Origin of the sequence: Paenibacillus sp. 19GGS1-52 (genome assembly GCF_022369515.1) — a bacterium.
Lineage (GTDB): Bacteria > Bacillota > Bacilli > Paenibacillales > Paenibacillaceae > Paenibacillus_AQ.
This window is the reverse complement of the sequence record NZ_CP059724.1, coordinates 4,328,906-4,352,274: the sequence shown is the minus strand read 5'-3', so window position 1 is coordinate 4,352,274 and position 23,369 is coordinate 4,328,906. Positions and strand designations below refer to the sequence as shown.

General features: G+C 47.3%; 19 protein-coding genes. 18 read left to right on the top strand and 1 reads right to left on the bottom strand.

Annotated elements, in window-relative coordinates; translation table 11 throughout:
• Nucleotides 1-2: 2 nt before the first annotated feature.
• The 6 genes from eutC (at nt 3) to H1230_RS20280 (ending at nt 5,488) form a co-directional block, all read left to right on the top strand.
• Complete coding sequence (eutC, locus tag H1230_RS20305; RefSeq protein ID WP_239711719.1) at nt 3-713, top strand: ethanolamine ammonia-lyase subunit EutC; 711 nt, start codon at nt 3-5, stop codon at nt 711-713.
• Nucleotides 714-899: 186 nt separating this feature from the next.
• Nucleotides 900-2,465: an amino acid permease gene (locus H1230_RS20300; protein WP_239711718.1), complete on the top strand. Its 1,566-nt coding sequence runs from the start codon at nt 900-902 to the stop codon at nt 2,463-2,465.
• A gap of 149 nt (nt 2,466-2,614) precedes the next feature.
• Nucleotides 2,615-3,052 carry a hypothetical protein gene (locus H1230_RS20295; protein WP_239711717.1) on the top strand — a complete coding sequence of 146 codons (438 nt, stop codon included), beginning with the start codon at nt 2,615-2,617 and terminating at the stop codon, nt 3,050-3,052.
• A 94-nt stretch (nt 3,053-3,146) separates the two neighbouring features.
• Nucleotides 3,147-4,049: a selenium metabolism-associated LysR family transcriptional regulator gene (locus tag H1230_RS20290; RefSeq protein ID WP_239711716.1), complete on the top strand. Its 903-nt coding sequence runs from the start codon at nt 3,147-3,149 to the stop codon at nt 4,047-4,049.
• The gene (locus H1230_RS20285) at nt 4,046-4,615 is read left to right on the top strand and encodes a GNAT family N-acetyltransferase (RefSeq protein ID WP_239711715.1); all 570 of its coding nucleotides are present in this window, start codon (nt 4,046-4,048) and stop codon (nt 4,613-4,615) included. The genes H1230_RS20290 and H1230_RS20285 overlap by 4 nt, the downstream gene beginning before the upstream one ends.
• A gap of 21 nt (nt 4,616-4,636) precedes the next feature.
• On the top strand, nt 4,637-5,488 hold the full coding sequence (locus tag H1230_RS20280) for a PHP domain-containing protein (RefSeq protein ID WP_239711714.1): 852 nt from the start codon (nt 4,637-4,639) through the stop codon (nt 5,486-5,488).
• A gap of 74 nt (nt 5,489-5,562) precedes the next feature.
• On the opposite strand, the gene H1230_RS20275 is transcribed toward H1230_RS20280, so the two are convergent.
• A complete protein-coding gene (locus tag H1230_RS20275; RefSeq protein WP_239711713.1) occupies nt 5,563-7,446 on the bottom strand; it encodes an Rqc2 family fibronectin-binding protein in 1,884 nt (627 codons plus the stop codon).
• 194 nt (nt 7,447-7,640) lie between these two features.
• Here H1230_RS20275 and H1230_RS20270 point away from each other — a divergent pair, with 194 nt between their 5' ends.
• From H1230_RS20270 to def, 12 genes are all read left to right on the top strand, one after another.
• Nucleotides 7,641-10,454, top strand: a complete 2,814-nt coding sequence (locus H1230_RS20270) for a calcium-translocating P-type ATPase, SERCA-type (protein ID WP_239711712.1) — start codon at nt 7,641-7,643, stop codon at nt 10,452-10,454.
• 86 nt (nt 10,455-10,540) lie between these two features.
• Nucleotides 10,541-11,377, top strand: coding sequence for a diaminopimelate epimerase (gene dapF, locus H1230_RS20265; RefSeq protein ID WP_239711711.1), 837 nt, complete (start codon nt 10,541-10,543; stop codon nt 11,375-11,377).
• A gap of 286 nt (nt 11,378-11,663) precedes the next feature.
• Nucleotides 11,664-12,974: an ABC transporter substrate-binding protein gene (locus H1230_RS20260; protein ID WP_239711710.1), complete on the top strand. Its 1,311-nt coding sequence runs from the start codon at nt 11,664-11,666 to the stop codon at nt 12,972-12,974.
• Nucleotides 12,971-14,686 carry a methyl-accepting chemotaxis protein gene (locus H1230_RS20255; RefSeq protein ID WP_239711709.1) on the top strand — a complete coding sequence of 572 codons (1,716 nt, stop codon included), beginning with the start codon at nt 12,971-12,973 and terminating at the stop codon, nt 14,684-14,686. Before H1230_RS20260 ends, H1230_RS20255 begins: the two co-directional genes overlap by 4 nt.
• Nucleotides 14,687-14,799: 113 nt before the next feature.
• Nucleotides 14,800-16,671: a bifunctional homocysteine S-methyltransferase/methylenetetrahydrofolate reductase gene (locus H1230_RS20250; RefSeq protein ID WP_239711708.1), complete on the top strand. Its 1,872-nt coding sequence runs from the start codon at nt 14,800-14,802 to the stop codon at nt 16,669-16,671.
• A 38-nt stretch (nt 16,672-16,709) separates the two neighbouring features.
• Entirely contained in the window at nt 16,710-17,606 is an 897-nt protein-coding gene (locus H1230_RS20245) for a YicC/YloC family endoribonuclease (protein ID WP_239717423.1), read from the top strand.
• Between the two features lie 49 nt (nt 17,607-17,655).
• Nucleotides 17,656-17,916, top strand: a complete 261-nt coding sequence (gene remA, locus H1230_RS20240; protein WP_006209218.1) for an extracellular matrix/biofilm regulator RemA — start codon at nt 17,656-17,658, stop codon at nt 17,914-17,916.
• 19 nt (nt 17,917-17,935) lie between these two features.
• The gene (gene gmk / locus H1230_RS20235) at nt 17,936-18,505 is read left to right on the top strand and encodes a guanylate kinase (protein ID WP_239711707.1); all 570 of its coding nucleotides are present in this window, start codon (nt 17,936-17,938) and stop codon (nt 18,503-18,505) included.
• 23 nt (nt 18,506-18,528) lie between these two features.
• Nucleotides 18,529-18,747, top strand: a complete 219-nt coding sequence (rpoZ, locus tag H1230_RS20230) for a DNA-directed RNA polymerase subunit omega (protein WP_239711706.1) — start codon at nt 18,529-18,531, stop codon at nt 18,745-18,747.
• Between the two features lie 318 nt (nt 18,748-19,065).
• On the top strand, nt 19,066-20,298 hold the full coding sequence (gene coaBC / locus H1230_RS20225) for a bifunctional phosphopantothenoylcysteine decarboxylase/phosphopantothenate--cysteine ligase CoaBC (RefSeq protein ID WP_239711705.1): 1,233 nt from the start codon (nt 19,066-19,068) through the stop codon (nt 20,296-20,298).
• The gene (gene priA, locus H1230_RS20220) at nt 20,298-22,829 is read left to right on the top strand and encodes a primosomal protein N' (RefSeq protein WP_239711704.1); all 2,532 of its coding nucleotides are present in this window, start codon (nt 20,298-20,300) and stop codon (nt 22,827-22,829) included. The genes coaBC and priA overlap by 1 nt, the downstream gene beginning before the upstream one ends.
• A 54-nt stretch (nt 22,830-22,883) precedes the next feature.
• Nucleotides 22,884-23,369, top strand: coding sequence for a peptide deformylase (gene def / locus H1230_RS20215; protein WP_239711703.1), 486 nt, complete (start codon nt 22,884-22,886; stop codon nt 23,367-23,369).

Sequence of the window (23,369 nt, the reverse complement as noted above, 5' to 3'; positions counted from 1 at the left end):
AAATGACTTTGCAGCATACGGAGGAATTGGAACAACTCAAGCGTTCAACACCAGCTAGAATCGGGACCGGTAGAGCCGGAAGCCGTCCTACAACGAGCGAGCTGCTTAAGCTTCGCTGCGATCATGCGGCGGCTGTCGATACGGTTTACGGCAGGGTCAGTCAGACATTGCTGGATGAGCTGGGGTTATTTTCAGTAGAGTCGAGTGCGGATGACAAGGAGGTGTACCTGAGGCGTCCGGATTTGGGGAGGGTGCTGCCGGAGGGCAGTATTCAGAGTATTCGCCTGCAATGTATCCATGAGCCTGAGGTGCAGGTTGTCATCTCGGATGGATTAAGCGCCAGTGCCATTGAGCACAATCTCCGGGATGTTTATCCAGCGTTATTAGACTCGTTGCAGGTACACAGTTTAACGTGTGGAACTCCGTTTTTTGTCCAGAATGGCAGGGTAGGCTGTATGAATGCTATTGGCGATATTCTTCAACCGGAGGTCATTGTATTGTTTATCGGAGAGCGCCCGGGACTGATAACTTCCCATTCTATGAGCGCCTATCTCTGTTACAAGCCTCGTTCGGGAATGACCGATTCCAACCGTATTGTTGTTTCAAATATCCATCAAGGCGGGACTCCTCCTGTTGAGGCAGGTGCTCATTTGGGTACCTTGATTGCCAGAATGCTGGAGCAAAAGATTAGCGGTGTTGAACTTCTGCTCTGAAACTACGGATGGAGGTGAAGAAGATGATTCTGGGATTTGTATTTATATTAGTGCCTTGTGCCGTTATTCTGGGCATAACCGTAACAGTTAACAAGAATATACGAGAATTTGATGAATCCAGCCATGAGAGCTTTTTAGGTTAGGTAGCTGGGGGATGATAACAATTTTGGAGGGGAGATGACCATTATGAATCAGACTAAGAATGATCAACTACTGCTCGACAAAAAGGAATTGAATAAATTCGGCTATGCCCAGGAGTTGCTGCGAAGCATGGGCGGGTTCTCCAACTTTGCGATATCCTTCTCCATTATTTCAATTCTGACAGGGGCGATTTCCCTATATGGGCATGGTCTAACCTATGGTGGGCCAGGGATGATGGGATATGGGTGGCCACTGGTGGCTTTGTTCGTACTACTGATCGCGGCGGCTCTAGCGGAGCTTGCTTCGGCCATTCCTACCGCAGGAGCGCTGTACCACTGGGCGTCCGTCCTTGCCAACAAACGTTGGGGCTGGTATACGGCCTGGATTAATCTGATCGGGCAAATCGGTATCGTCGCAGGCATTGATTATTCCGCAGCCTTGTTTGCCGATCCTCTACTGTCAGATGTATTTGGTTATACCTCAACCGATACAACCATTCTTATTACTTTTGTTGTAATCCTGCTCAGCCATGGGATCTGCAATCATGTTGGCATCCGTATGGTTGCGAAGCTGAACGATTTCTCGGCCTGGTATCATATTATTATCGCCGCTGGTCTGGTAGTAACGTTGGCCTTCTTCACCAAATCCGATCTTCAGCCGGTAAGCTACTTGTTCAAGGTAGGGGAAACCTTTTCCGACAAGCCATATGCACTAGCCTTTCTGATTGGACTCCTGCAGGCCCAGTGGACCTTTACGGGTTATGATGCATCTGCCCATACGATTGAAGAGACGGTTAATCCGCGGATTCGAGCTCCTTGGGGTATTTTCACCTCGGTAGCGTATTCTTTTGTCTTCGGATTTATTATGCTGGCGTTTGTGACCTTGTCCATTAAGGATGCGGGTGCTGCAACAGCAGCGGATAATGCCTTTATTTACGTGATCAGCGAGGCGCTCGGCGGCACCTTTGGCAAGGTGATTCTGTGGTTGATTACGCTGGCGATGTGGTTCTGTGGTCTTTCCTCGATTACGTCCTTCTCCAGAATGATGTATGCCTTCTCCAGAGATAAAGGCATGCCGTTTAGCAGGCATTGGGCTGAAATCTCCAAGAAATACCGCACACCGGCAAAAGCAATCTGGCTGTCCGTAACCCTATCCTTTTTGCTGGCCTTTATCGATTATATAATTAAAATGATCAATCCAGATGCCACTTACGGTACGCTCATATTTCTTACCGCAGTCAGTGTGGTTGGCTTGTATGTTGCCTACGGAATTCCAATATTTCTGAAGCTGCTGGCTCAGCGAAAAGGGACATTCCTGCCCAAGCATCTGGGACCGTGGAATCTGGGCAAGTACAGCACTATTATCTCGGTACTTTCGTTAATATGGATCGTGTTTATCAGTGTTGTGATGATGATTCCACCCAATGAGAATGCAGCTTACGCCATGATCGGCATGATGGTTATTTTGGTCATAATGGATTTTTCCTATTACCGTAATCATTTTGAAGGGCCGCAAGCTGCTCTTCGAACTTCTAAGGCGGATTTGCATAAGCGAGAACGAGAGCTTGAATTAAGCTCCGGTCTAGGAACAGGCTCGACCACATCCATGTAATTGCATACATACTGAATAAATATGAATTTTCCCTTGCCTGATTTATGGGCAGGGGTATTTTTTGTGGAGGGGCACAAGCTTGTACAACTTTCGGCAATGAGGTAAGATTGACAACAATAAGTGCATGCATACGGTGGAGTGTGATGAGGATGCGTGACCATGGAATGGAATGGCTGGGTACGTATGAACCCTTCCATATCATGTTGAATGACTATAGGGTTGCAAATATCGTTATAACGGATTTTGCGAGAAGCCGTTACGTGGAGCGGATCAGCGTTGAAGTCCGTGTTGACGGAGATGTTGTCGCCTGGATATGGCAATGCTTGAAGCAGAAACGGATCCAATCCTATTCGAATAGTGAGCAGAATGCTTACTTGATTGACGAGGATTTGGTAATAATCGCGGAGTTCACAGAGCTGCCAGGCGAGACTAATCTCTCAGGCTATCCACTTTACACGTTGACCGTTGTTTCGTTTCTTGGCAAAGTTTCGGTGACTCCCCAACTGCGGGATTTGAAATCTTATTATTCGCTGCTGCGGCACTCGCGGCGCTTGAAGCTGATTAAGCGCAGACGCAGACGCAAATAGTATCATTAGCACTAGGCATGCGGCAGGAAGCTGCATGTCCTTTTGTTTATTTCTAGGTAATCAAGCATGGCCTCAAATAAGGAGTGGCATAAGCATGAACTTTCATCAGTTGCATATTTTTTATACCGTTTCAGAGCGGGGAAGCTTCTCGGCGGCCGCACAAACGCTGCATATGACGCAGCCGGCAGTTACGATGCAGGTGCAGGCGCTGGAGGACTATTTTGGAACCAAGCTGTTCAACCGCACCACCAAAAAGATTCTGCTATCCGAAGCAGGCCAAATGCTTATGCCTTATGCGCAGCGCAGTATTGAGCTGATGCGTGAGACGGATCAGGCTATGTCTGCTTTTACCCATATGCTGGAAGGACGTCTGCAGCTTGGGGCTAGCCTGACAATCGGTGAGTATGTGCTGCCGCGTCTGCTCGGTCCTTTTGGCAAGGAGTATCCTAATATTTCGATTATGATGAAGGTGATGAATACCTCGCAGATCATGGAGGAGATACATAAGCATCAACTGAACTTTGGTTTGATTGAGGCTCCGGTATCGCACCCTGATATGGTCATTGAACCTGTGATGGGGGATGAGCTGAAGTTGATTGTGCCCCGGGACCACCCGCTGGCGGCTAAACATGAAGTGACTTTGGAGGAGGCGCTGCAGCATCCGTTTATTCTGCGTGAGCAGGGCTCGGGTACGCGCAGTGTTATGGAGGAACAAATACTGGCCAAAGGACTTGACCTGGCGTCTATGCGAATTGTGATGGAGCTGGGCAGTACGGGAGCTGTGAAATCAGCGGTGGAGGCTGGTCTCGGGATTACAATGATCTCCACTTCTTCTGTCAAGCACGAGGTCACACTGGGTCTTTTGAAAATTGTAAATATCTCAGATGCGTCCTTAAAAAGACAATTCTACGCCATTCATCTGAAGTCCACACTGCTGCCGATCTCGGCCGTAACATTTCTTACGTTTTTACGCCAGCATTCTCTGGATAGCTTATGAAGATATTGCTGAGTGGAGAAAAAGTTGTGCTGCGCGACATTACGGAAGCTGACATCCGCAAATTGTATTACTACTATCATGAAGCTGATGATCGGGAGCATTTGAACTGGAATGGACCCTATAAGCCCTTGAGTCCTGTGAGCTATGAAGAGTTCGCCACAGAATATCGGGAAGATGTCGAACTTGCATATTCAGATGCACCACGCCGTTGTCTGATGGTCGAGATAGACGGTGAACTAAAGGGTAAGGTAGGCCGATATTGGGTCGCTAAAGAAACCAACTGGTTCGAGATCGGAATTGTCATTTGTGACTCGCGTTATTGGTCAGGGGGGTATGGCACGGAAGCTTTTCGGATGTGGATGAAATATTTATTTGAAGCTATGGATACTGTTCGGCTCGGAATGGGTACATGGTCCGGTAATGTAAGAATGATGAAGCTGGCGGCAAAATGCGGTATGGTAGAAGAGGCGCGTGTTCGTAAAGCGCGAATTGTTCGCGGCCAGTATTATGATGCGATCAAGATGGGCATTCTCCGCGAGGAGTGGGAGTTAGCCCAGAACTTATAAATTAGGAAATGGGTGGTATGAATGGAGAACGAAATCGATCAATCTGCACGTTGTGACCTACATACACATACACAAGCTTCGGACGGAATGTTGCCACCAGCAGATAATGTCCGAATTGCTGCTGAAAAAGGTCTTGCGGCTGTGGCAATTACGGATCATGATACCGTTGCAGGCATTGCCGAAGCCCAAGAAGCCGGAAGAAAATATGGGATTACGGTAGTCCCCGGTGTTGAAATCAGTACACGTGCAGGCGGCAAGGATATCCATGTACTTGGTTATTATATGGATACTACCAATACTTTATTTCTGTCCCGACTGGAAGGGCTGAGAGATACCCGTTCACAGCGGAATGAAGAAATTGTCCACAAATTACGGAATCTGGGTATTGAAATTACCCTGGAAAAAGTTATAGCAGGCATGGGGCGTGAACTGAAGCCGGATGAAAGTGTTGGGCGGCCACATATTGCCGATGAACTGGTGCGGCTGGGAGCAGCGACAGACATGCGGGATGCTTTTAACAAGTATCTGGCTGAAGGTGCTGCAGCTTTCGTATTGCCACCGCGTATAACGCCAGAGGAAGCCTGTCAATGGATTGTTGAAGCCGGAGGTTCTCCGGTATTGGCACATCCTGGCTTATACGGAGATGATGAACTGATGCGGGGCATCCTTGAACGGAGTGCACTGCGGGGAATTGAGGTTTATCATTCGGATCATGGGCCTGCCGAGGAAGAAAGATATCTTCTTCTGGCTGCGGAATTTGGCCTTATCATCACTGGAGGCTCGGACTTTCACGGTGCGCGTCAAGGTGTGATTTTCCACGGGGACATTGGTAGTGTAACAGTCTCAGCCGATGTGCTGGAGAAATTAAAGTAATCCTAACTCAAAAACCTCCAAACCTTTGACGTGCTTTCATCAGAGGGTTGGAGGTTTTAATGTTTTTTACGGATTTAGTTCTTTAAAATATTCGGCAGACTCTTAATCCGATCCTCATCGGGGGTGACGAACAAGGTCTTCTGATGATCGTAGATGACAAAACCCGGCTTGGAACCACTCGGCTTGCGTACATGGCGAATCAGGGTGCAGTCTACCGGTACGCTGCTCGATTGTTTGGCTTGACTGTAGTAAGCGGCAAGCTGTGCGGCCTCTTCCAGCGTAGCATCGCCGAACTCCTCGCTGCGAATGACAACATGTGAGCCGGGAATGTCCTTGGTATGCAGCCAGGTATCATTTGGAGAAGCGAGTCGATTGGTGACGTATTCGTTCTGCAGATTGTTTTTGCCGACATAGATGTCGACACCTTCAGATGAAGTAAACACCTGCAGCGTTGGGCGGGCTGCAGCTTTTTTCTTCTTTTTACCTTTTTTGCTGCGGTCGCGCAAATATCCTTGTCCTACAAGCTCATCGCGGATTTCCTCAATATCGTTCAGAGAGGCGTGGGCAAGCTGCTGCTGCAGACTTTCCATATACGTGATTTCCTCATGCGTTTTGATCAACTGCTCATCAATGACAAGTAGACTGTTTTTATATTTATTGTATTTTTTGAAATAACGTTGAGCATTGTCTGAGGGGCTGAGCAGCGGGTCAAGCGGGATAATCATTTCGGCCTGGTTCTCATCATAGTAATTGATCAGGCTTGCTTGCTTGTCACCTTTGGATACCTTGTGCAGGGAGGCAAATAGCAGCTCACCCCAAATCCGGAAACGGTCAGCATCTTGAGCCTCATCCAGATCCTTTTGCAGATTGGCGAGTTTCTTGATATTTTTGCTCCGTTCGTTGCCGAGGAAACGAATCAGGTCACTTACCCGTTGTTTCACCGTATCCCGTTCAGCTTTGTCTCCGTAGTAATCTTCCATGCACAGGCTGATTGTACTATACTTCTTCACATTCTCTTCGAGTAGTGTTAATGGAATCGCTGAGAAAATCATTTTCCCTTTGTGATTAGCGCCTGCTGCAGGTGCGAACTGGAATTCACGAACAGGTCCCATTACGGAATCAAAGGCTTTCCACAATCGTACTGAATCTGCTTCTCCGCTTACTACTGCGTGATCTTGATCACCAGAGTTTCTGTAACGCAAGATGATTTCTCCAGCCACGAGTGGACTCATTCCGCTAAAAGCATGCACCATCCAGCCCATAGGATCAGCCGAAGGTGCAGGACCACCAGAGCCATCGGCCTTCTGTTCCTCTAGAACCTTGAGCAGACCCGCGAGTTCACCCTCAATAGGCTCCTCGACTTCAATCTCCTCCGGAACAAGCAGGGCGTTCTCTTCGGCAGCCGTAATGAGCTGTAGAAAATCCTTTTTGCCAAGCTCCAGCGGGTTCAGTTTGTGCTGCTGTGGTGGTTCTGTATAAGCAACCCCAGGCATGACAACCCGATAGCTGCTGATTGAAGGGGTTACATGGTGTATCCCGTCCACGATAGTGCCGGTAGCCAGATCGGTCAGGATGATATTGCTGTGCCGGCCCATGAGCTCGATAATGATCTTTTTGGCGGAGAAGTCTCCAAGCTCATCTCTGCTCTTGACGTTTATATGAATAATGCGTTCCATCCCTACTTGGGTGATGCTCTCAATAGCCCCACCTTCGCAGTGTTTACGCATCAGCATGCAGAACATTGGCGCGTCAGAAGGGTTAATGCTGCTTCTATCCGTAAGGTGCAGACGCGGATAAGTAGGGTTAGCTGAGAGTAGAAGCTTACCACCACCACCGGAGCCGCGTAGTGTGAAAATAAGATCGTGGGTGTTCGGTTGATAAATTTTGCCTATGCGCGCACCTATGAAGGGTTGCAGCTCGTGCACGATAGCTCGGGTAACAATGCCGTCTAATGCCATGATAAAGCTCTCCTGTCGCCATAAAATTGATTTCTTTCCTCTCTATGATGCCACACTTTAGGACATTCGTGCAAAAGGAGCCGCTTTGTTGCGGTGATATTTCTGGACGACCCTGAATACATTGGTCAAGAACAGGTGGAAAAGCTGTGTGCCGCCCTGAAGTCAAGAAACGACCGGGAGGGGAAATAATAGTTATGGAACAGAATAGTTGGCACCGGCTCGGTGCAGAGGAACTGCAGAAAATGTTCGGTGTTCATCTGCAGAAGGGCCTTAGCGGAGAGGATGCTGCGGAGAGACGTAAGCAGAGTGGGCAGAATGAGCTTTCAGAAGGAAAGACGGTATCTCCGCTTACTTTGCTGCTGAACCAGTTCAAAGATTTTATGGTGCTAGTGCTCATGGGAGCAACCCTGGTCTCTGGCCTGCTTGGCGAATATTTGGATGCCATCACAATTATCGCCATTATCCTGCTGAATGGAGCGCTGGGATTTGTCCAGGAATTTCGCGCTGAACGTTCGCTCAGGGCATTGAAGCAGCTATCGGCACCTACTGCTAAAGTCATTCGTGATGGAAAAAGTGAGATCCTGCCAGCTAAAATGCTGGTGCCTGGCGATATTGTTCTGCTGGAGAGCGGCGACCGGATTCCGGCAGATGTCCGCTGGCTGGAATGCAGTGCGCTGTATGCGGAGGAGTCTGCACTGACCGGTGAATCTCTGCCCGTCTCCAAGCATTCCGAGCCTATCCATGCAGAAGAAATTCCGCTGGGTGATCAGAAAAATATCGGCTTTATGGGGACTATGGTGACTAGGGGTACCGGGCGGGCTATCGTTGTCCGTACCGGGATGGATACAGAGATGGGCAAAATTGCCGATCTGATCCAGAATACCGAGTCGCAGGAGACGCCGCTGCAGCATAGGCTGGAACAGCTTGGCAAGATCCTGATCTATGTGTCGCTCGGCTTGACTATTGTGGTTGTAGCCGCAGGTATCTTGCACGGACAGCCTGCTACAGCCATGTTTCTAGCTGGGGTGAGTCTTGCGGTGGCTGCGATACCTGAGGGGCTCCCAGCCATAGTAACAATTGCGTTAGCCTTGGGTGTGCAACGGATGATCAAACGCAAGGCGATCGTTCGTAAACTGCCTTCTGTTGAAACCCTCGGCTGCGCCTCCGTGATCTGCTCCGACAAGACTGGCACCCTTACGCAGAATAAAATGACGGTAACCCGCTTGTGGACAGGTGGGCGCGCGCTCGCGGTGACGGGTGAAGGATATGCTCCGACAGGACAAATTCTGGATAAGGGTAGGGCGGTAGACCTCAAGCACGACCAAGGTCTGCGCCGGATGTTGCAAGTGGGCGCACTGTGCAGCAATGCAGAAATCATCGAGACCTTTCCTTCCGAAATGCGCGGAAAACGCAAAACGAAGGATAAGGTTAATGAGCTGGATAAAGGGGTGGCCTCTTCTTCCATATGGGAGCTAAAAGGTGATCCAACCGAAGGAGCATTGGTGGCACTGTCCGCCAAAATGGGCTTGACCTCGCAATCGCTAGCCGTTACCTATTCTAGGGAGAAGGAATTCCCCTTCGATTCGGAGCGGAAGCTGATGTCGGTTGTTGTTGGTCATCCAGGTGGCCGGATGCTCTGCACCAAAGGAGCACCTGATGTGCTGCTAAGCCGCTGCACTTATATGCTCTGGGATGGCGGGGTTGTACCTTGTACACCTACCTTGCGGCAAAGGGTGCTGGATGCCAATGAGGAATTAGCTTCGGGCGCATTGCGCGTGCTTGGCATGGCCTATCGTGATATGCGTCCGAACGAATCAGTGAACAGCGAGAAGGAAGCGGAAAGCCAACTGATCTTTATCGGTCTGGCGGGCATGATTGATCCGCCGCGGCGTGAAGTACGTGATGCGATCAGCATTACGCGTCGGGCAGGCATCAAGACGGTGATGATCACTGGAGATCACGGTGCGACTGCTGAAGCCATTGCCCATCAGCTGGGTATTTTGCAGCGGGGAGGGACTGTGCTCACAGGCAGCCAACTGACCCGAATGGATGATGATGAGCTTGATAAGATTTCTGATAATGTGTACGTATACGCCCGTGTTTCTCCTGAACATAAACTGCGGATTGTCAAGTCATTACAGCGTCATGGTCATGTAGTGGCAATGACCGGAGATGGCGTGAATGATGCTCCGGCGATTAAAGCGGCGGATATCGGAATCTCGATGGGGATCACCGGTACGGATGTCACCAAGGAAGCATCCTCACTCATCCTAGGAGATGATAATTTCTCCACTATCGTGGCAGCCATCGAAGAAGGCAGAAATATCTACGAGAATATCCGTAAATTTATCCGTTATCTGCTGGCCTCCAATGTCGGGGAAATATTGACCATGTTCTTTGCCATGATGCTAGGTCTGCCGCTGCCGCTCGTGCCTATTCAGATTCTGTGGGTTAACCTCGTTACTGACGGACTTCCGGCAATGGCGCTTGGGGTAGATCAGCCTGAGAAGGATCTAATGGAGCACAAGCCACGTGGAGCCAAAGAGAATATTTTTGCCCGCCGGTTGGGATGGAAGATTGTCAGTCGTGGGCTGCTGATCGGCCTCTGCACGCTGGCTGCCTTCTGGCTCACGCTGCGGATTGCACCTGAGAATCCGGCACAGCTGGTCCGCGCTCAATCAGTCGCTTTTGCCACACTAGTTATGGCCCAGTTGATTCATGTGTTTGATTGCCGAAGCTCCCGCTCTGTGTTCCACCGCAACCCATTTCAGAATAGGTATCTAGTGCTCGCTGTATTGTCATCTGTGCTGCTAATGTTGGCGGTGATGTATCTGCCGCTGCTCCAGCCGGTCTTCAAAACCGTTCCGTTGAATTTCCGCGAGTGGTGTCTGGTATTGGTATCATCTGGTATTCCAACTTTCTTGATGGGAGCAGGAAGTGTCTGGGGTGGCAATCGGAAGCAGAGCCGCCACCGGCCGATGATAAAAAGTACAAAAATTTCGGCATAAAGTCAATAGCATTGCCCCACTCCTTAAGGTATGCTTGATGCAGTTAATAGCTCGTATACTAAGAAATTTTAGGAGTGGACATCTCAATGGAATTCACAAAAATGCATGGCCTAGGCAATGATTTTATCGTCGTCTACGGCGAGCAGGAGCTTCCAAGCAATGCTGCAGAGCTTGCAGTCAACTTATGCAACCGATATTTCGGCATCGGAGCGGATGGTCTGGTCTACATCCTGCCTTCAGAGCGTGGACATTATATGATGCGCATAATGAACTCTGACGGTTCGGAGGCGGAGCAGTGTGGGAATGCGATCCGCTGTGTATCCAAATATGTGTATGAGCAAGGACTTGTCAGTTCGGAGCAGATTGTGATTGAAACGATTGGCGCTGGGGAGCAGAAGGTTACTCTAAATGTGAAAGACGGTGTAGTGGAAACCGTTACGGTTGATATGGGCGAACCTGTATTGTCGGGTCTGCAGATTCCGGTAGCGATAGATGCGGAGAATGTTGTGGATCAACCCATTGAAGCAGAGGGTACAGAATTTAAGTTCACTGCGGTATCCATGGGCAATCCACACTGTGTAATTTATGTTGATGATGCTGTATCCTTTGATCTCACGACTTGGGGACCCAAACTTGAAGTGCATCCTTTATTTCCGCGAAAGGTTAACGTTGAATTTGCCACTGTGCTGGACCGTGGTCATGTCGATATGCGTGTCTGGGAACGTGGAGCCGGACCAACGCTTGCTTGCGGGACCGGTGCATGTGCAACCCTAGTTTCATCCGTGCTTAACGGTCTGACCGATCGTTCGGCCTGGATTAGCTTGAAGGGCGGCGATCTTTATATTGAATGGAACGAGGAAGACAATCATGTGTATATGACCGGCCCTGCACAGGCTGTATATACGGGTTCAGTGAATTTATAAGGTAACAGCTAATTAAATTGCATACAAGAGTATGAAAGGAGCTATTTCGCAAAGTGGATTATTCTACTTTGCGGGATAGCTCTTTTTGGTGTCACTGTGTCACGTCGATTAATAAATTTATTTTAAAATGACATTTTAAAGAAAAATGTTTTAATTTGTCGAAGAATGTCAAAAAAAATATACATTTTCGTGTTAAATATCCGATATAGAGAAAGTGAGTAGGTGCTAACTCATTTAACATACATAAGCAACTCATCCTGTAGCTCATTGAGAAAGGCGGATATTTATGAAAATAACATTTAAAAATGTTATCTCCATTCTAGTAACCTCTGCATTAGTATTTACGATTGCTGGTTGCGGGGGAAATGACACTGAAGTAGTGAAAAGTACCGACAAGCAGATTACCCTGAATTTTATTTGGTGGGGTAAACCCAGCCGCAAGGAAATTACTTTAAAGGTTATCGCGATGTTTGAGAAGGCGAATCCTAATATTAAATTCAAGACAGAGGATTACTCCAGCAATGCTAACGTAGCCACAAAGTTGGCGATGTATACAGCTGATCAAACAATGCCTGATCTTATTCAGGCAGATTACAGTTTTATTTTTAATTACATTAAGCACGATTTACTTGAACCCATGGATTCCTTTAGCAAGTCTAAAGTTCTGGATCTATCTGACATCGATAAATCCTTTCTGGTCTCTGGACAATATAAAGGATTGCAGTATGGGATTCCAATGGGATCGAATGCATTAGCTATTGCTTACGATCCAGCCATGTTTAAGGAATATGGAATAGAACCCTTGCAAAACGGCTATAGTGTGGATGATTTACAACATACGATGCAGCTATTTAAAGAGAAGGTTAACACTCCGGATTTTTATCCACTAGACATTATGTTTGATGTGTCGTATTGGCTTAGAACCAAAGGCGAATCCTTCTATAATAAGGAGGGAACGGGCCTAGGATACACAGATAAATCTATCATTGAATATTTAACATTAATGAAGAAATGGATGGATACTGGGCTTCTGAAGCCAAGTAATGCGGTTACATCACCTACTACTGATGAAACGAATGCACTTGTGACGGGGAAAACGGCATTTTTACAGATCTCAAGTAATCTGATAGTTTCTCTTGGCGATGCTGCCGGCAGGACTCTTAAATTATTAAGCCTTCCTACCTACGATGGGGAAAAAGAAGGTAGCTACATTAAACCATCCATGTTTATTGCCGTATCTTCTTATTCAGAACATACGGAAGCGGCGGCGAAGTTTATTGACTTTATCACCAACAATAAAGAAGCTAACGATATTCTTCGGGGTGACCGTGGGGTTCCTATTGCGACCCAAGTTGCTGCACAACTATCAAGTCAAGCCAACGAACAAGGCAAAGAGCAGTTCACATATATGAGTTACATTGCCAAACACTCCAGTCCTATCGACCCTCCTGCTCCTCAATCTGACGGGGTGGTGCAGAATGCTTACCAAATCATGTTGAATGATGTGGTAGAAGGCAAAACCACTCCTGAAAAAGCAGCGAGTTCATTTAGAACAGAAGCGGAACATATTCTGGGACAGGTGGGTGGGAGTAAATGATGAAATTCATCCAGCTATTCAGAGCGAAAAGTATTAAGCAACGTCTCTACATGGGTTTTGGTATTGTTCTGATCTTGTTAGTATTGCTAGGTACTATTGGCTATACCTATATAGCGCAAATCAATACTACCTACACTGATCTATTAAATAAAGAGGTCAAAACTATTGGTCTGGTTAAGGATATGAACACCACGATCGAAGCTGAACATGCCAATGTTTCCGATTTCATTATTTCCGGTGACGCGAAGAAATTTGAGGCTTATGCGGATCATCGCGTTGATTTCATAGCTATATATGCACAATTGGATAAATTGATTACAGATCGAGATAAGCGCCAAATTTTAGCTGGATTAGACTTGTTGCAGCAACAGTTTATCGTCATATCTGATAAGATGATCGATGCCAAAAATAAAGGGAAGCAAGCTGACATTGTTGATATAGCGGTAAATCAGAGTGAGGTTCTAGATAAATTTGTCGAGGTAGCCCGTAAGCTGGTTATAACGAAACAGGCCGAAGCGAATGCAGAGATAGCAGTGGCGCATGACCAAGCCAAGTCGATACAATTAACGATTGCAATAATAGGTGTATTATCTTTACTTACAGCAGCATTATCAGCAATTCTGATTAGTATGCAGATTTCCAAACCCATTAAGCAATTGCAGGCGGCCGCTATTAAGATTGCCTCTAATGATTTAACGATTAATGAGATCCATATTAAGAATAAAGATGAACTTGGCGATCTGGCTAATGCTTTCAATCTTATGTCGAATAATTTACGTAAACTCATTCAGGAGATTGGCTTTCATGCAGAGCAGGTGGCTGCCTCAGCGGAGGAACTGACTGCTGGAGCGGAACAGACAAGCCTTGCGACTGAACATATCGCCCACGTAACAGAGGATCTTGCACAAGGGACCGAGAAGCAAGTGGAGAGCATAAGCAGAAGCGTTAAGCTGGTGCATGGAATGGATGAACAAGCGATACTAATCGCCGAAAGTGCTCAAAGTGTTAGTCAATCAGCAGTAAATGCTTCTCTGGTAGTTGTAGAGGGGTCCAATGCTGTCCAAACTGCGATTGATCAAATGTCATCGATTCAGGCGAATTCTACTGAGGTCGCTACATCTGTTAAGTCTCTTGGAGAGAAATCGAAGGAGATTGGAACAATCATCAGCTTTATTTCCGAGATAGCAAGTCAGACCAATCTATTATCCTTGAATGCTTCTATTGAAGCTGCACGAGCTGGCGACGCGGGAAGAGGTTTTGCGGTTGTCGCCGCAGAAGTTAAAAAACTTGCTGATCAAACGGCCCTATCAGGTAAGCAGGTTGCCGAGGTCATTAAGAACATACAGTTTGAGACTGAGAATAGTGTGAACAAGGTTCTTCAAGGCGAAGCAGAAGTGCGTATTGGGATCCATGCAGTTTCACTGGCTGGCCAAGCTTTTGATAAGATTGAATTGGCAATGAGTGGTGTAGCTGCAGAGATTCATGAAGTATCGGCTGCTGCTGAAGATATGTCCTCTGATACCAAAAACTTGGTCGCAAGCTTCGAAGCCATTTCGGTGATTATCAGTGAAACATCAGACGGCACACAAAGTGTTTCTGCTTCAGCTGAGGAACAATTAGCTACTGTAGAAGAAGTACACAGTGCATCTTCTGCTCTAGCCAAGATGTCTGAGGAGCTATTACAGATAGCCAGCACATTTAAAATTAACTAACTAGAGTTGTTACTAATAAGCGGGCGTCAAGAATGCTTTTCCTTGCAAAAGCTTATCAATCATCCCGTTTTATGTTACATTAGTATGAAACTAATGTCAGGGGAGGGTCTGCAGTGAAGCCGGATTTACGTTCCGCATGGGCAAAAAAAGTGCTGGTCGGAGATGGAGCGATGGGTACCTTTTTATATCAGAAAGGCTTCCCAGTTGGCATTTCCTACGAAGAATTAAATTTAACCTCACCCGGGGTCATTGAAGATGTGCATCGCAGTTATATAGAGGCTGGGGCAGTGCTGCTTGAGAGTAATACCTTCTCAGCGAACTATGACAAGTTGTCGAAATATGGACTGGAGACCAAAGTTGAAGAGATTAATCGCGCCGGCGTAAGGATTGCTCGCCGTGCTGCCGGAGATGACGGATATGTTGTCGGAGCTGTTGGTTCCATTCGTGCCGGTAAACGTGCGAATCTCTCATCCTCAGAGTTGAAGAAATATTTCTCGCAGCAGATTACAGCACTGCTGGAAGAAGAACCAGATGGTATTATGCTGGAAACCTTCTATGATGTGGAGGAGCTTCATCTGGCGCTGAGAGCAGTTCGTAAGCTTAGCCCACTACCTGTCATCTGCCAGTTAGCCGTGGATGAATCTGCACGTACGCTGGATGGATTGACATTGCCTGAGGCCTTCCGCATTCTGGAAGACGACGGGGCCGACATCATCGGCTTCAACTGCCGTACCGGGCCGAATGGAATCAAGAGAGCGCTGAAATCTTTACAGGGCAGCCTTGTTCTTCCGGTTTCCGTATATCCTAATGCTGGAGTAGCAGACTATGTGGATGGAGAATACCGTTATGGCGCCTCTCCGGAATACTTTGGTCAAATGGCTTTAACCTTTGCTGAAATGGGCAGTCGGATTATTGGCGGTTGCTGTGGTACAACACCACAGCATATTGCTGAGATATCCGCCGCACTGCAGGGCTATGTGCCACAGTCGCTTCCAGTACCAGTACCGCAAAGTTTGAAACGTATTACTGTGCATGAGCATTTTGGTGAAGAGGAAGGACCCGGTGGTGGAGAGCCAACGTTGGTTGATCTTGTCAAGGAACGCCATACGGTTATTGTTGAGCTCGATCCACCACGGGATCTGGATATCGCCAAGTTCATGAAGGGTGCAGAGGTACTTCGCCGAGCAGGTGCGGACGCTTTGACACTAGCCGATAATTCTTTAGCCGTCACACGTATGAGCAACATGGCTCTAGGTCATCTGGTGCAAGCTCGAACTGGGCTGCGGCCTTTGGTGCATATTGCTTGTCGTGACCGCAATCTGATTGGAACACAGTCACATCTAATGGGCTTTGACGCTCTTGGAATTGATCATGTTCTGGCAGTGACTGGTGATCCAGCGCGATTTGGAGATCTTCCAGGCTCAAGCTCGGTTTACGATTTAACCTCTTTTGAAATTATACGTATGATTAAACAGCTGAATGATGGGATTGCCTTTTCGGGCAAGCCGCTTAAGCAAAAAGCGAAATTCGTGATTGGTGCAGCTTTTAATCCAAATGTTAAACATTTGGACAAGGCTGTGCAGCGTCTGGAGAAGAAGATTGCTTCGGGTGCAGATTATATTATGACCCAACCTGTGTATGACACGGAGCTGATTGCGAATATTGCCGAAGCCACAAAGCATCTGGATATTCCCGTGTTTATCGGTATTATGCCGCTGGCAAGCGGCCGCAATGCTGAGTACCTGCACAATGAGGTGCCTGGCATTCAGCTCTCGGATGAAGTGCGCAGACGGATGGATGGCCTTGAAGGGGCGGCGGGACGTGCAGAAGGCGTTGCTATCGCCAAAGAGCTGCTTGACGCAGCGACAGAACATTTCAATGGCATTTATTTAATGACCCCATTCATGTTCTATGATATGAGTGCGGAGCTGCTGGAGTATGTGTGGAAGAAACAGGGGCGCAAATTGTCCCCCTTGTTTCGCTAGTAATAATCAATTACAATAGTGTAATGGATGTGATTCCGTTGTCATTTAGCATGACCGGATACGGTCAATCGTCCCTGCAATTCAGCGGCTACAAGATTATGTTCGAAGTCAAATCGGTGAATCACCGTTACTGCGAAGTTGTGCTGCGGATGCCCCGGGATTGGACGGGTTATGAGGATATGCTGAGAAGGAAGATTCAACAGCATATCAAACGGGGACGGGTAGATGTTATCATCAATAGAGAGCGCGATGAAGAGGCTGGCTCTGGACCTATGTTAAATAGGTCTGCTGTTAAGTCTTATCTGCTAGCTGCAGACGAGCTGAAAGATGAGTTTGGGCTGGGTGGAGAATTGACACTGCGTGATATACTTTCTATGCCCGGTGTAATGGAGATTCAAGAGGAAGCTGTGAGCTCTTTGCCTGCTGCCCTTGAAGACTTCTCAGAAGTACTGGAGTTTGGATTAACGCAGAGCTTGGATTCATTAATGGAAATGCGTGCCCGCGAAGGCAGCTTTCTTGTAGCTGATGTAGAGCAGCGTTTGAACCATCTGAAGAAGCTGCATTCTGGAATGGCGGAGCTTGCTCCTGTTGTTGTAAGTGAATATCGTGATAAGCTGCGGCAGCGGCTGAGCGAGTTGAATGACGGGACGTTCCCTTTTGATGAGCATAAATTCGGATTGGAAGTTGCTATCTTTGCAGATCGCTGCAATATTGATGAAGAACTGACCCGGCTATACAGTCATTTTGAACAATGCAGAATGCTTTTGAACGGAAATGAGCCAGTGGGACGCAAACTGGACTTTCTCATTCAGGAAATGAACAGGGAAACTAATACAATAGGGTCGAAATGCAACAATCTGATGCTGGTCAACCTTGTGCTTGACATGAAGGCGGAGCTAGAGAAGATTCGTGAGCAAGCAGCGAATATAGAATAAGAGAACCTGGAAAAGCTAAGATGTAACTCATGGGGGGAACAACCGGAACATGGCAATTAAACTTATCAACATCGGCTTTGGGAATATCGTGTCGGCGAACCGAATTATTTCCATCGTCAGCCCGGAATCAGCACCGATTAAACGTATTATTCAGGAGGCTAGAGACCGGCATATGCTGATCGATGCCACCTATGGCCGTCGGACCCGTGCCGTTATAATTACTGATAGTGATCACGTCATCCTGTCAGCAGTTCAACCGGAGACTGTCGCGCATCGCTTATCCAGTAAAGACGACGATAACGACGAATAACAACTAAATGGAGTGTATTATGTCAAAAGGATTGCTGATCATATTATCCGGTCCTTCCGGTGTTGGTAAAGGAACTGTATGTACTGCGCTGCGGCCTAGAATGCCGAAACTTATTTATTCGGTTTCTGCTACTACCCGCAGTCCACGTGCGGGCGAAGAAGACGGCGTCAATTATTTTTTCAAAACCAAAGAACAGTTCGCAGCAATGATTGAAGCCGATCAATTGCTCGAATATGCGGAGTACGTAGGCAATTGTTACGGTACTCCACGTGATTTTGTAGAGAGAACTCTCGATAGCGGAAGAGATATTATTCTGGAGATCGAAGTTCAGGGAGCTCTCAAGGTCAAAGAAAAATTTCCTGAAGGCATCTTTGTGTTCCTTCTTCCTCCTTCGATGGATGAGTTGAAGGACCGTATTCGAGGTCGTGGTACAGAACATCCTGATGTGATTGATCACCGTATGTCTGTGGCAGAGGACGAAATTGGCCTTATGCGACATTATGATTATGCTGTAGTCAATGACGAGATTGATCTGGCCTGCAAGAGAATAGAAAGTATCATTATCGCCGAACATTGTAAGGTGAGATAAGTAAACTATGAAGAGGTGCCCCTATGTTATATCCATCTATTGATGAAATGATGACCAAGGTTGACAGTAAGTATTCGCTCGTTGTCGCTTCTGCTCGTCGGGCAAGACAATTGCGTGAAGGGGGACACACTGATATTAAGAACCCCAAAGCTTATAAGTATGTTGGTGTTGCTCTTGAAGAGATTTATGAAGATCGGATTATTGTAACCCGTGGTGAAGAAGAAGACGAGAAAGAAAAGTAGAATTAGGATGTTGCAAGAATATTTGTCTACGAGAAACGTCTGTCGTCCATTTAGGGCGACGAGGTCGTTTCTTCTTAGGTTATAGGCAACTAACTTAGTGATGATAGCCCGGACCGGGCTGTTCCTGACAACCGGAAGGTTGTTATTTTTTTAAATATAAGAATTTATATGTTTCACAAAATAAATTATCCTTATATTTCTCGAAGAAACGGACACCGTCCATAAAAGGACGGCGAAGCCGTTTCTTCCTGCTTGAAATATACAAAATATTCTTACCACATCATTTATGGTTAGGTTAGGAAACGGGGGGAGATCAGATTGAAGAGCTTGAAAGGTAAAACCATTGTACTAGGTATTACTGGTGGGATAGCTGCCTATAAGGCGGCTTCTTTGACTAGCAAGCTTGTGCAAAAGGGAGCCGAGGTTCATGTCATTATGACTGCATCGGCAAAACAGTTTATTACAGAACTCACATTGCAGTCCTTGTCTAAGCAGCGTGTATATAGTGATACTTTTCAGGAACGAGACCCGTCCTCCATTTCACATATTGATTTAGCCGATTCAGCAGATCTTGTACTAATAGCACCGGCTACCGCAAACATCATTGCCAAAATGGCCCATGGTATTGCTGATGATATGCTGTCTACTATGCTTCTTGCTGCTACATCGCCAGTGATGGTTGCTCCAGCGATGAATGTTCATATGTACCAGCATCCTGCGGTGCTGAATAATATGAACATTCTTTCCAGTCGCGGGGTACATTTCATAGAGCCTGGCGAAGGTTTGCTAGCCTGTGGTTATGTAGGCAAAGGACGGCTGGAGGAGCCGGAAACCATCGTAAGTTGCATTGAGACTTTTTTTGCACTTCAGAAGAGTGCAGCTTCCGGACCCCTAGCGGGCAAAAAAGTCGTCATCACAGCTGGCGGAACAGTCGAACGAATTGATCCTGTCCGCTATATTTCCAATGATTCCTCTGGTAAAATGGGTTTTGCATTGGCGCGCGCCGCACGGGCAATGGGGGCTGAGGTAGTCTTAATCGCCGCCCGAACGGACGAAGCACCTCCGCAAGAGCCTGATCTTCAAGTAGTACGCGTTCAATCTGCTCAAGATATGTATGAGGCTGTCACTGCCGTATGGGATGACTGCGATATTCTGATTAGTGCAGCTGCTGTATCGGATTATCGCCCTAAACAAAGCTCTGCATTAAAGATCAAAAAAAGCGGAGAAACCATGACCCTGGAGCTTATAAAAACTACAGATATATTGGAAACACTGGGTAAGACTAAGCAAAAGCAATTTTTGATTGGTTTTGCTGCGGAGACAGGCAACGCAGAAGTTTATGCCAGAGACAAGCTGGTTCGTAAGAACTGTGATCTGATCGTAGCTAATGATGTAGCAATTGCGGGGGCCGGATTCGGAACGGATACCAATATCGTATCTATATATGATGTGAACGGTTTAGTACTTGATCTTCCTTTACAATCGAAGGATGAGGTGGCACGGCGGTTGCTTACGCTGGCAGCTGAATGTATTTCTGGAGTAACTTTATAATGGATATTGCCAAGGTCATTGTTGATGTTCCTGTGCGAAGCACTGACCGGCCTTATGATTATCTTATTCCAGAATCTCTGAAACTGTGGATTGAAGTAGGCAGTCGAGTGGCGGTTCCATTTGGACACCGCACGGTGCAGGGGTTTGTTGTTTCTCTGGAATCAGGAGATCATGGTACTATTCCTGGTTTGAAAGCCATTCAAGAGGTGTTGGATTTGCTTCCACCGCTATCCCCGGAGCTTATAGAACTGGCTGATTGGATGAGTCAGCGATATGCTTGCCGACGTATTTCAGCATTGCAGGCCATGCTGCCTACGGCTCTTAAGGGCAAGGCTGAGCGTCTAATCTCACTAGGAGATGTTGGTGAAGAAGCAAGTGCTCCTGAGGATGAATTATTCCCGATGTTTTCCGACACGGACCCTGAGGAACAAGGGATTACTGATTTCGTTAGACGAAACGGTGAGGTTTCGATGAAGCAGCTTACCCGTAATTTCCCGGAGGCTGCCGAGACTGTGAAGTTTATGCTGCGGCGTGGAGTCCTTGTGGAAAGCCAATCGATCAAGGACAAAATGGGCAAGAAGAAGCTGAAGACAGTTGAATTGGCTATTGACGTTGCTTCGGCACGTGAAATGTTGGGGAGTTTCCCGGGTAGATCCGCACGGCAAAAGGAATTATTAACATTCTTGATAGAAATGGAAGCCATGCTTCCGTTGCCCCTTAAAGAAGTTCTGGCTGTGTTGCAAATATCAGCCGGTACCGTTAAAGCACTGGAGGAAAAGGGCTGCGTAGAGATCAATGAGGTTGAAGTGTACCGTGATCCTTACCGCGGCCGTAATTTCAAGCCAAGTTTGCCATTGCCTTTGACTGTAGAACAGGAAGCAGTATATGCGCGCATTGCGCGCACGGTAGATGAGCAGAGTCATGAAGTGTTCTTGCTGCATGGTGTGACGGGAAGCGGGAAGACAGAAATCTATTTGCAGTGTATTCAGCGCTGTGTGAATCAAGGCAGGCAGGCGGTTGTACTTGTCCCTGAAATTGCGCTTACACCGCAGATGGTGGAACGATTTAAAGGTCGTTTTGGCAGCGGTGTGGCAGTCATGCACAGCCGATTGTCTGTCGGGGAGCGATATGATGAGTGGCGCAAAATACGTGAAGGCAAAGCTATGGTTGCTGTTGGCGCCCGCTCGGCGGTATTTGCCCCTTTTGCCAATCTTGGCCTGATTATTGTAGATGAAGAGCATGAAAGCTCCTATAAACAGGAGGAGAATCCCAAATATCATGCCCGCGATGTCGCTGTTCGCAGAGCGGAGCAAGGTGGGGCGGCGGTAATTCTAGGTTCTGCCACTCCTTCGCTGGAGAGTTATCACGCAGCCAGAGCGCAAAGTGATATTCATTTCTCCCCAGTACTCCTGGAAATGCCTAGTCGAGCGCTTGGCAATGAACTGCCAAAGGTGCATGTTGTAGATATGCGTGATGAGCTCAAAGAAGGTAATCGTTCGATGTTCAGCCGTAGGCTGCATGCCGCATTGCTTGAAAGACTGGAACGTAAGGAACAGACGGTTCTGCTCCTTAACCGCAGAGGATTCTCCACCTTTGTGATGTGCCGGAGCTGTGGTTATGTGGCGGGTTGTCCGGAATGCGACATTTCGCTTACGTATCACAGCCGTAGTGACAACCTGCGCTGCCATTATTGTGGTCACGCCGAACCTGCACCGAAGGTCTGTCCAGAATGCGCCAGCGAGCATATCCGTTTTTTTGGAACGGGGACGCAGCGGGTAGAAGAAGAGCTTGGGAAGCTGTTTCCTGGCATGCGAGTTATTCGTATGGATGTGGATACCACTACAGAAAAAGGTTCCCATGAGAAACTGTTAAACTTGTTTAGAGATAAGAAAGCAGATGTATTGCTAGGTACACAGATGGTTGCGAAGGGTTTGGATTTTCCTGATGTTACGCTTGTCGGCGTGATTACAGCGGATTCAGCGTTGAATTTACCTGATTTTCGCGCTGCAGAGAAGACGTTCCAACTGCTGACTCAAGTAGCGGGAAGAGCGGGCCGACATCAGCTTCCCGGAGAAGTGGTAGTTCAGTCTTACACCCCAGAGCATTATTCAATCATTCATGCCAGTACTCATGATTATAGCTCCTTTGTAAGGGAAGAGCTGCAGCACCGCAAAGGGTTGCATTATCCACCTTACTGCAGACTGATCCTTGTCACTTTATCGCACGAACAGCTTCCGGTTCTGCTGCGCATGGCTGAGAACTATGCTCTGAATATTCAGGGTAAAGCCAGACAATTGCGCTGGTATGGCAGTCTGGACAAGCTGTCTACAGATGCCTTAGATTTGTTGGGCCCCGTTGCTTCGCCTATGCCACGTCTGAAGGGTCGATACAGATTCCAGTGTATAATCAAGTGGCGCGGTGCTATAAATGCTATAGGACTTGCTCGTGAAGTCGCTGAGGCACTTGAGGATTCGGTGCGTGATAAAGATTTACAGATAAGCATTGATGTTGATCCACAGATGTTAATGTAAGAAATAGATGTGTTACTATTAAGAAATGTTTAGATAGGGAAGGTGTTAACAGAGATGGCGATTAGGATGATCGTTAAAGAACCGGATGAAGTGTTGCACAAGAGAGCGAAAGAAGTACAGGTACTTACACCAAATGTAAAAAAATTACTCAACGATATGAGAGATACTATGTACGATGCTGAAGGCGTTGGTCTTGCTGCGCCACAGGTCGGCATTTTGAAAAGACTTATCGTAATTGATGCGGATGATGAGCATGGACTGATTCAAATGATCAATCCAGAAATCATCAGTATGGAAGGCGAGCAGTTAGGTGCGGAAGGTTGCTTAAGCATTCCAGGCCTTAACGGTGATGTGCGCCGTGCAGAGACAGTAACTGTACGTGGATTGAACCGGGAAGGCGAGGAAATAACGATTACCGGCAGCGGTCTGCTGGCACGGGCTTTTCAACATGAGATCGACCATCTTAACGGAGTTTTGTTTACCGATATTGCCGAGAAAGTATACGAGTATACGGCTGAGCGTGATGAATCTGAGGAGTGA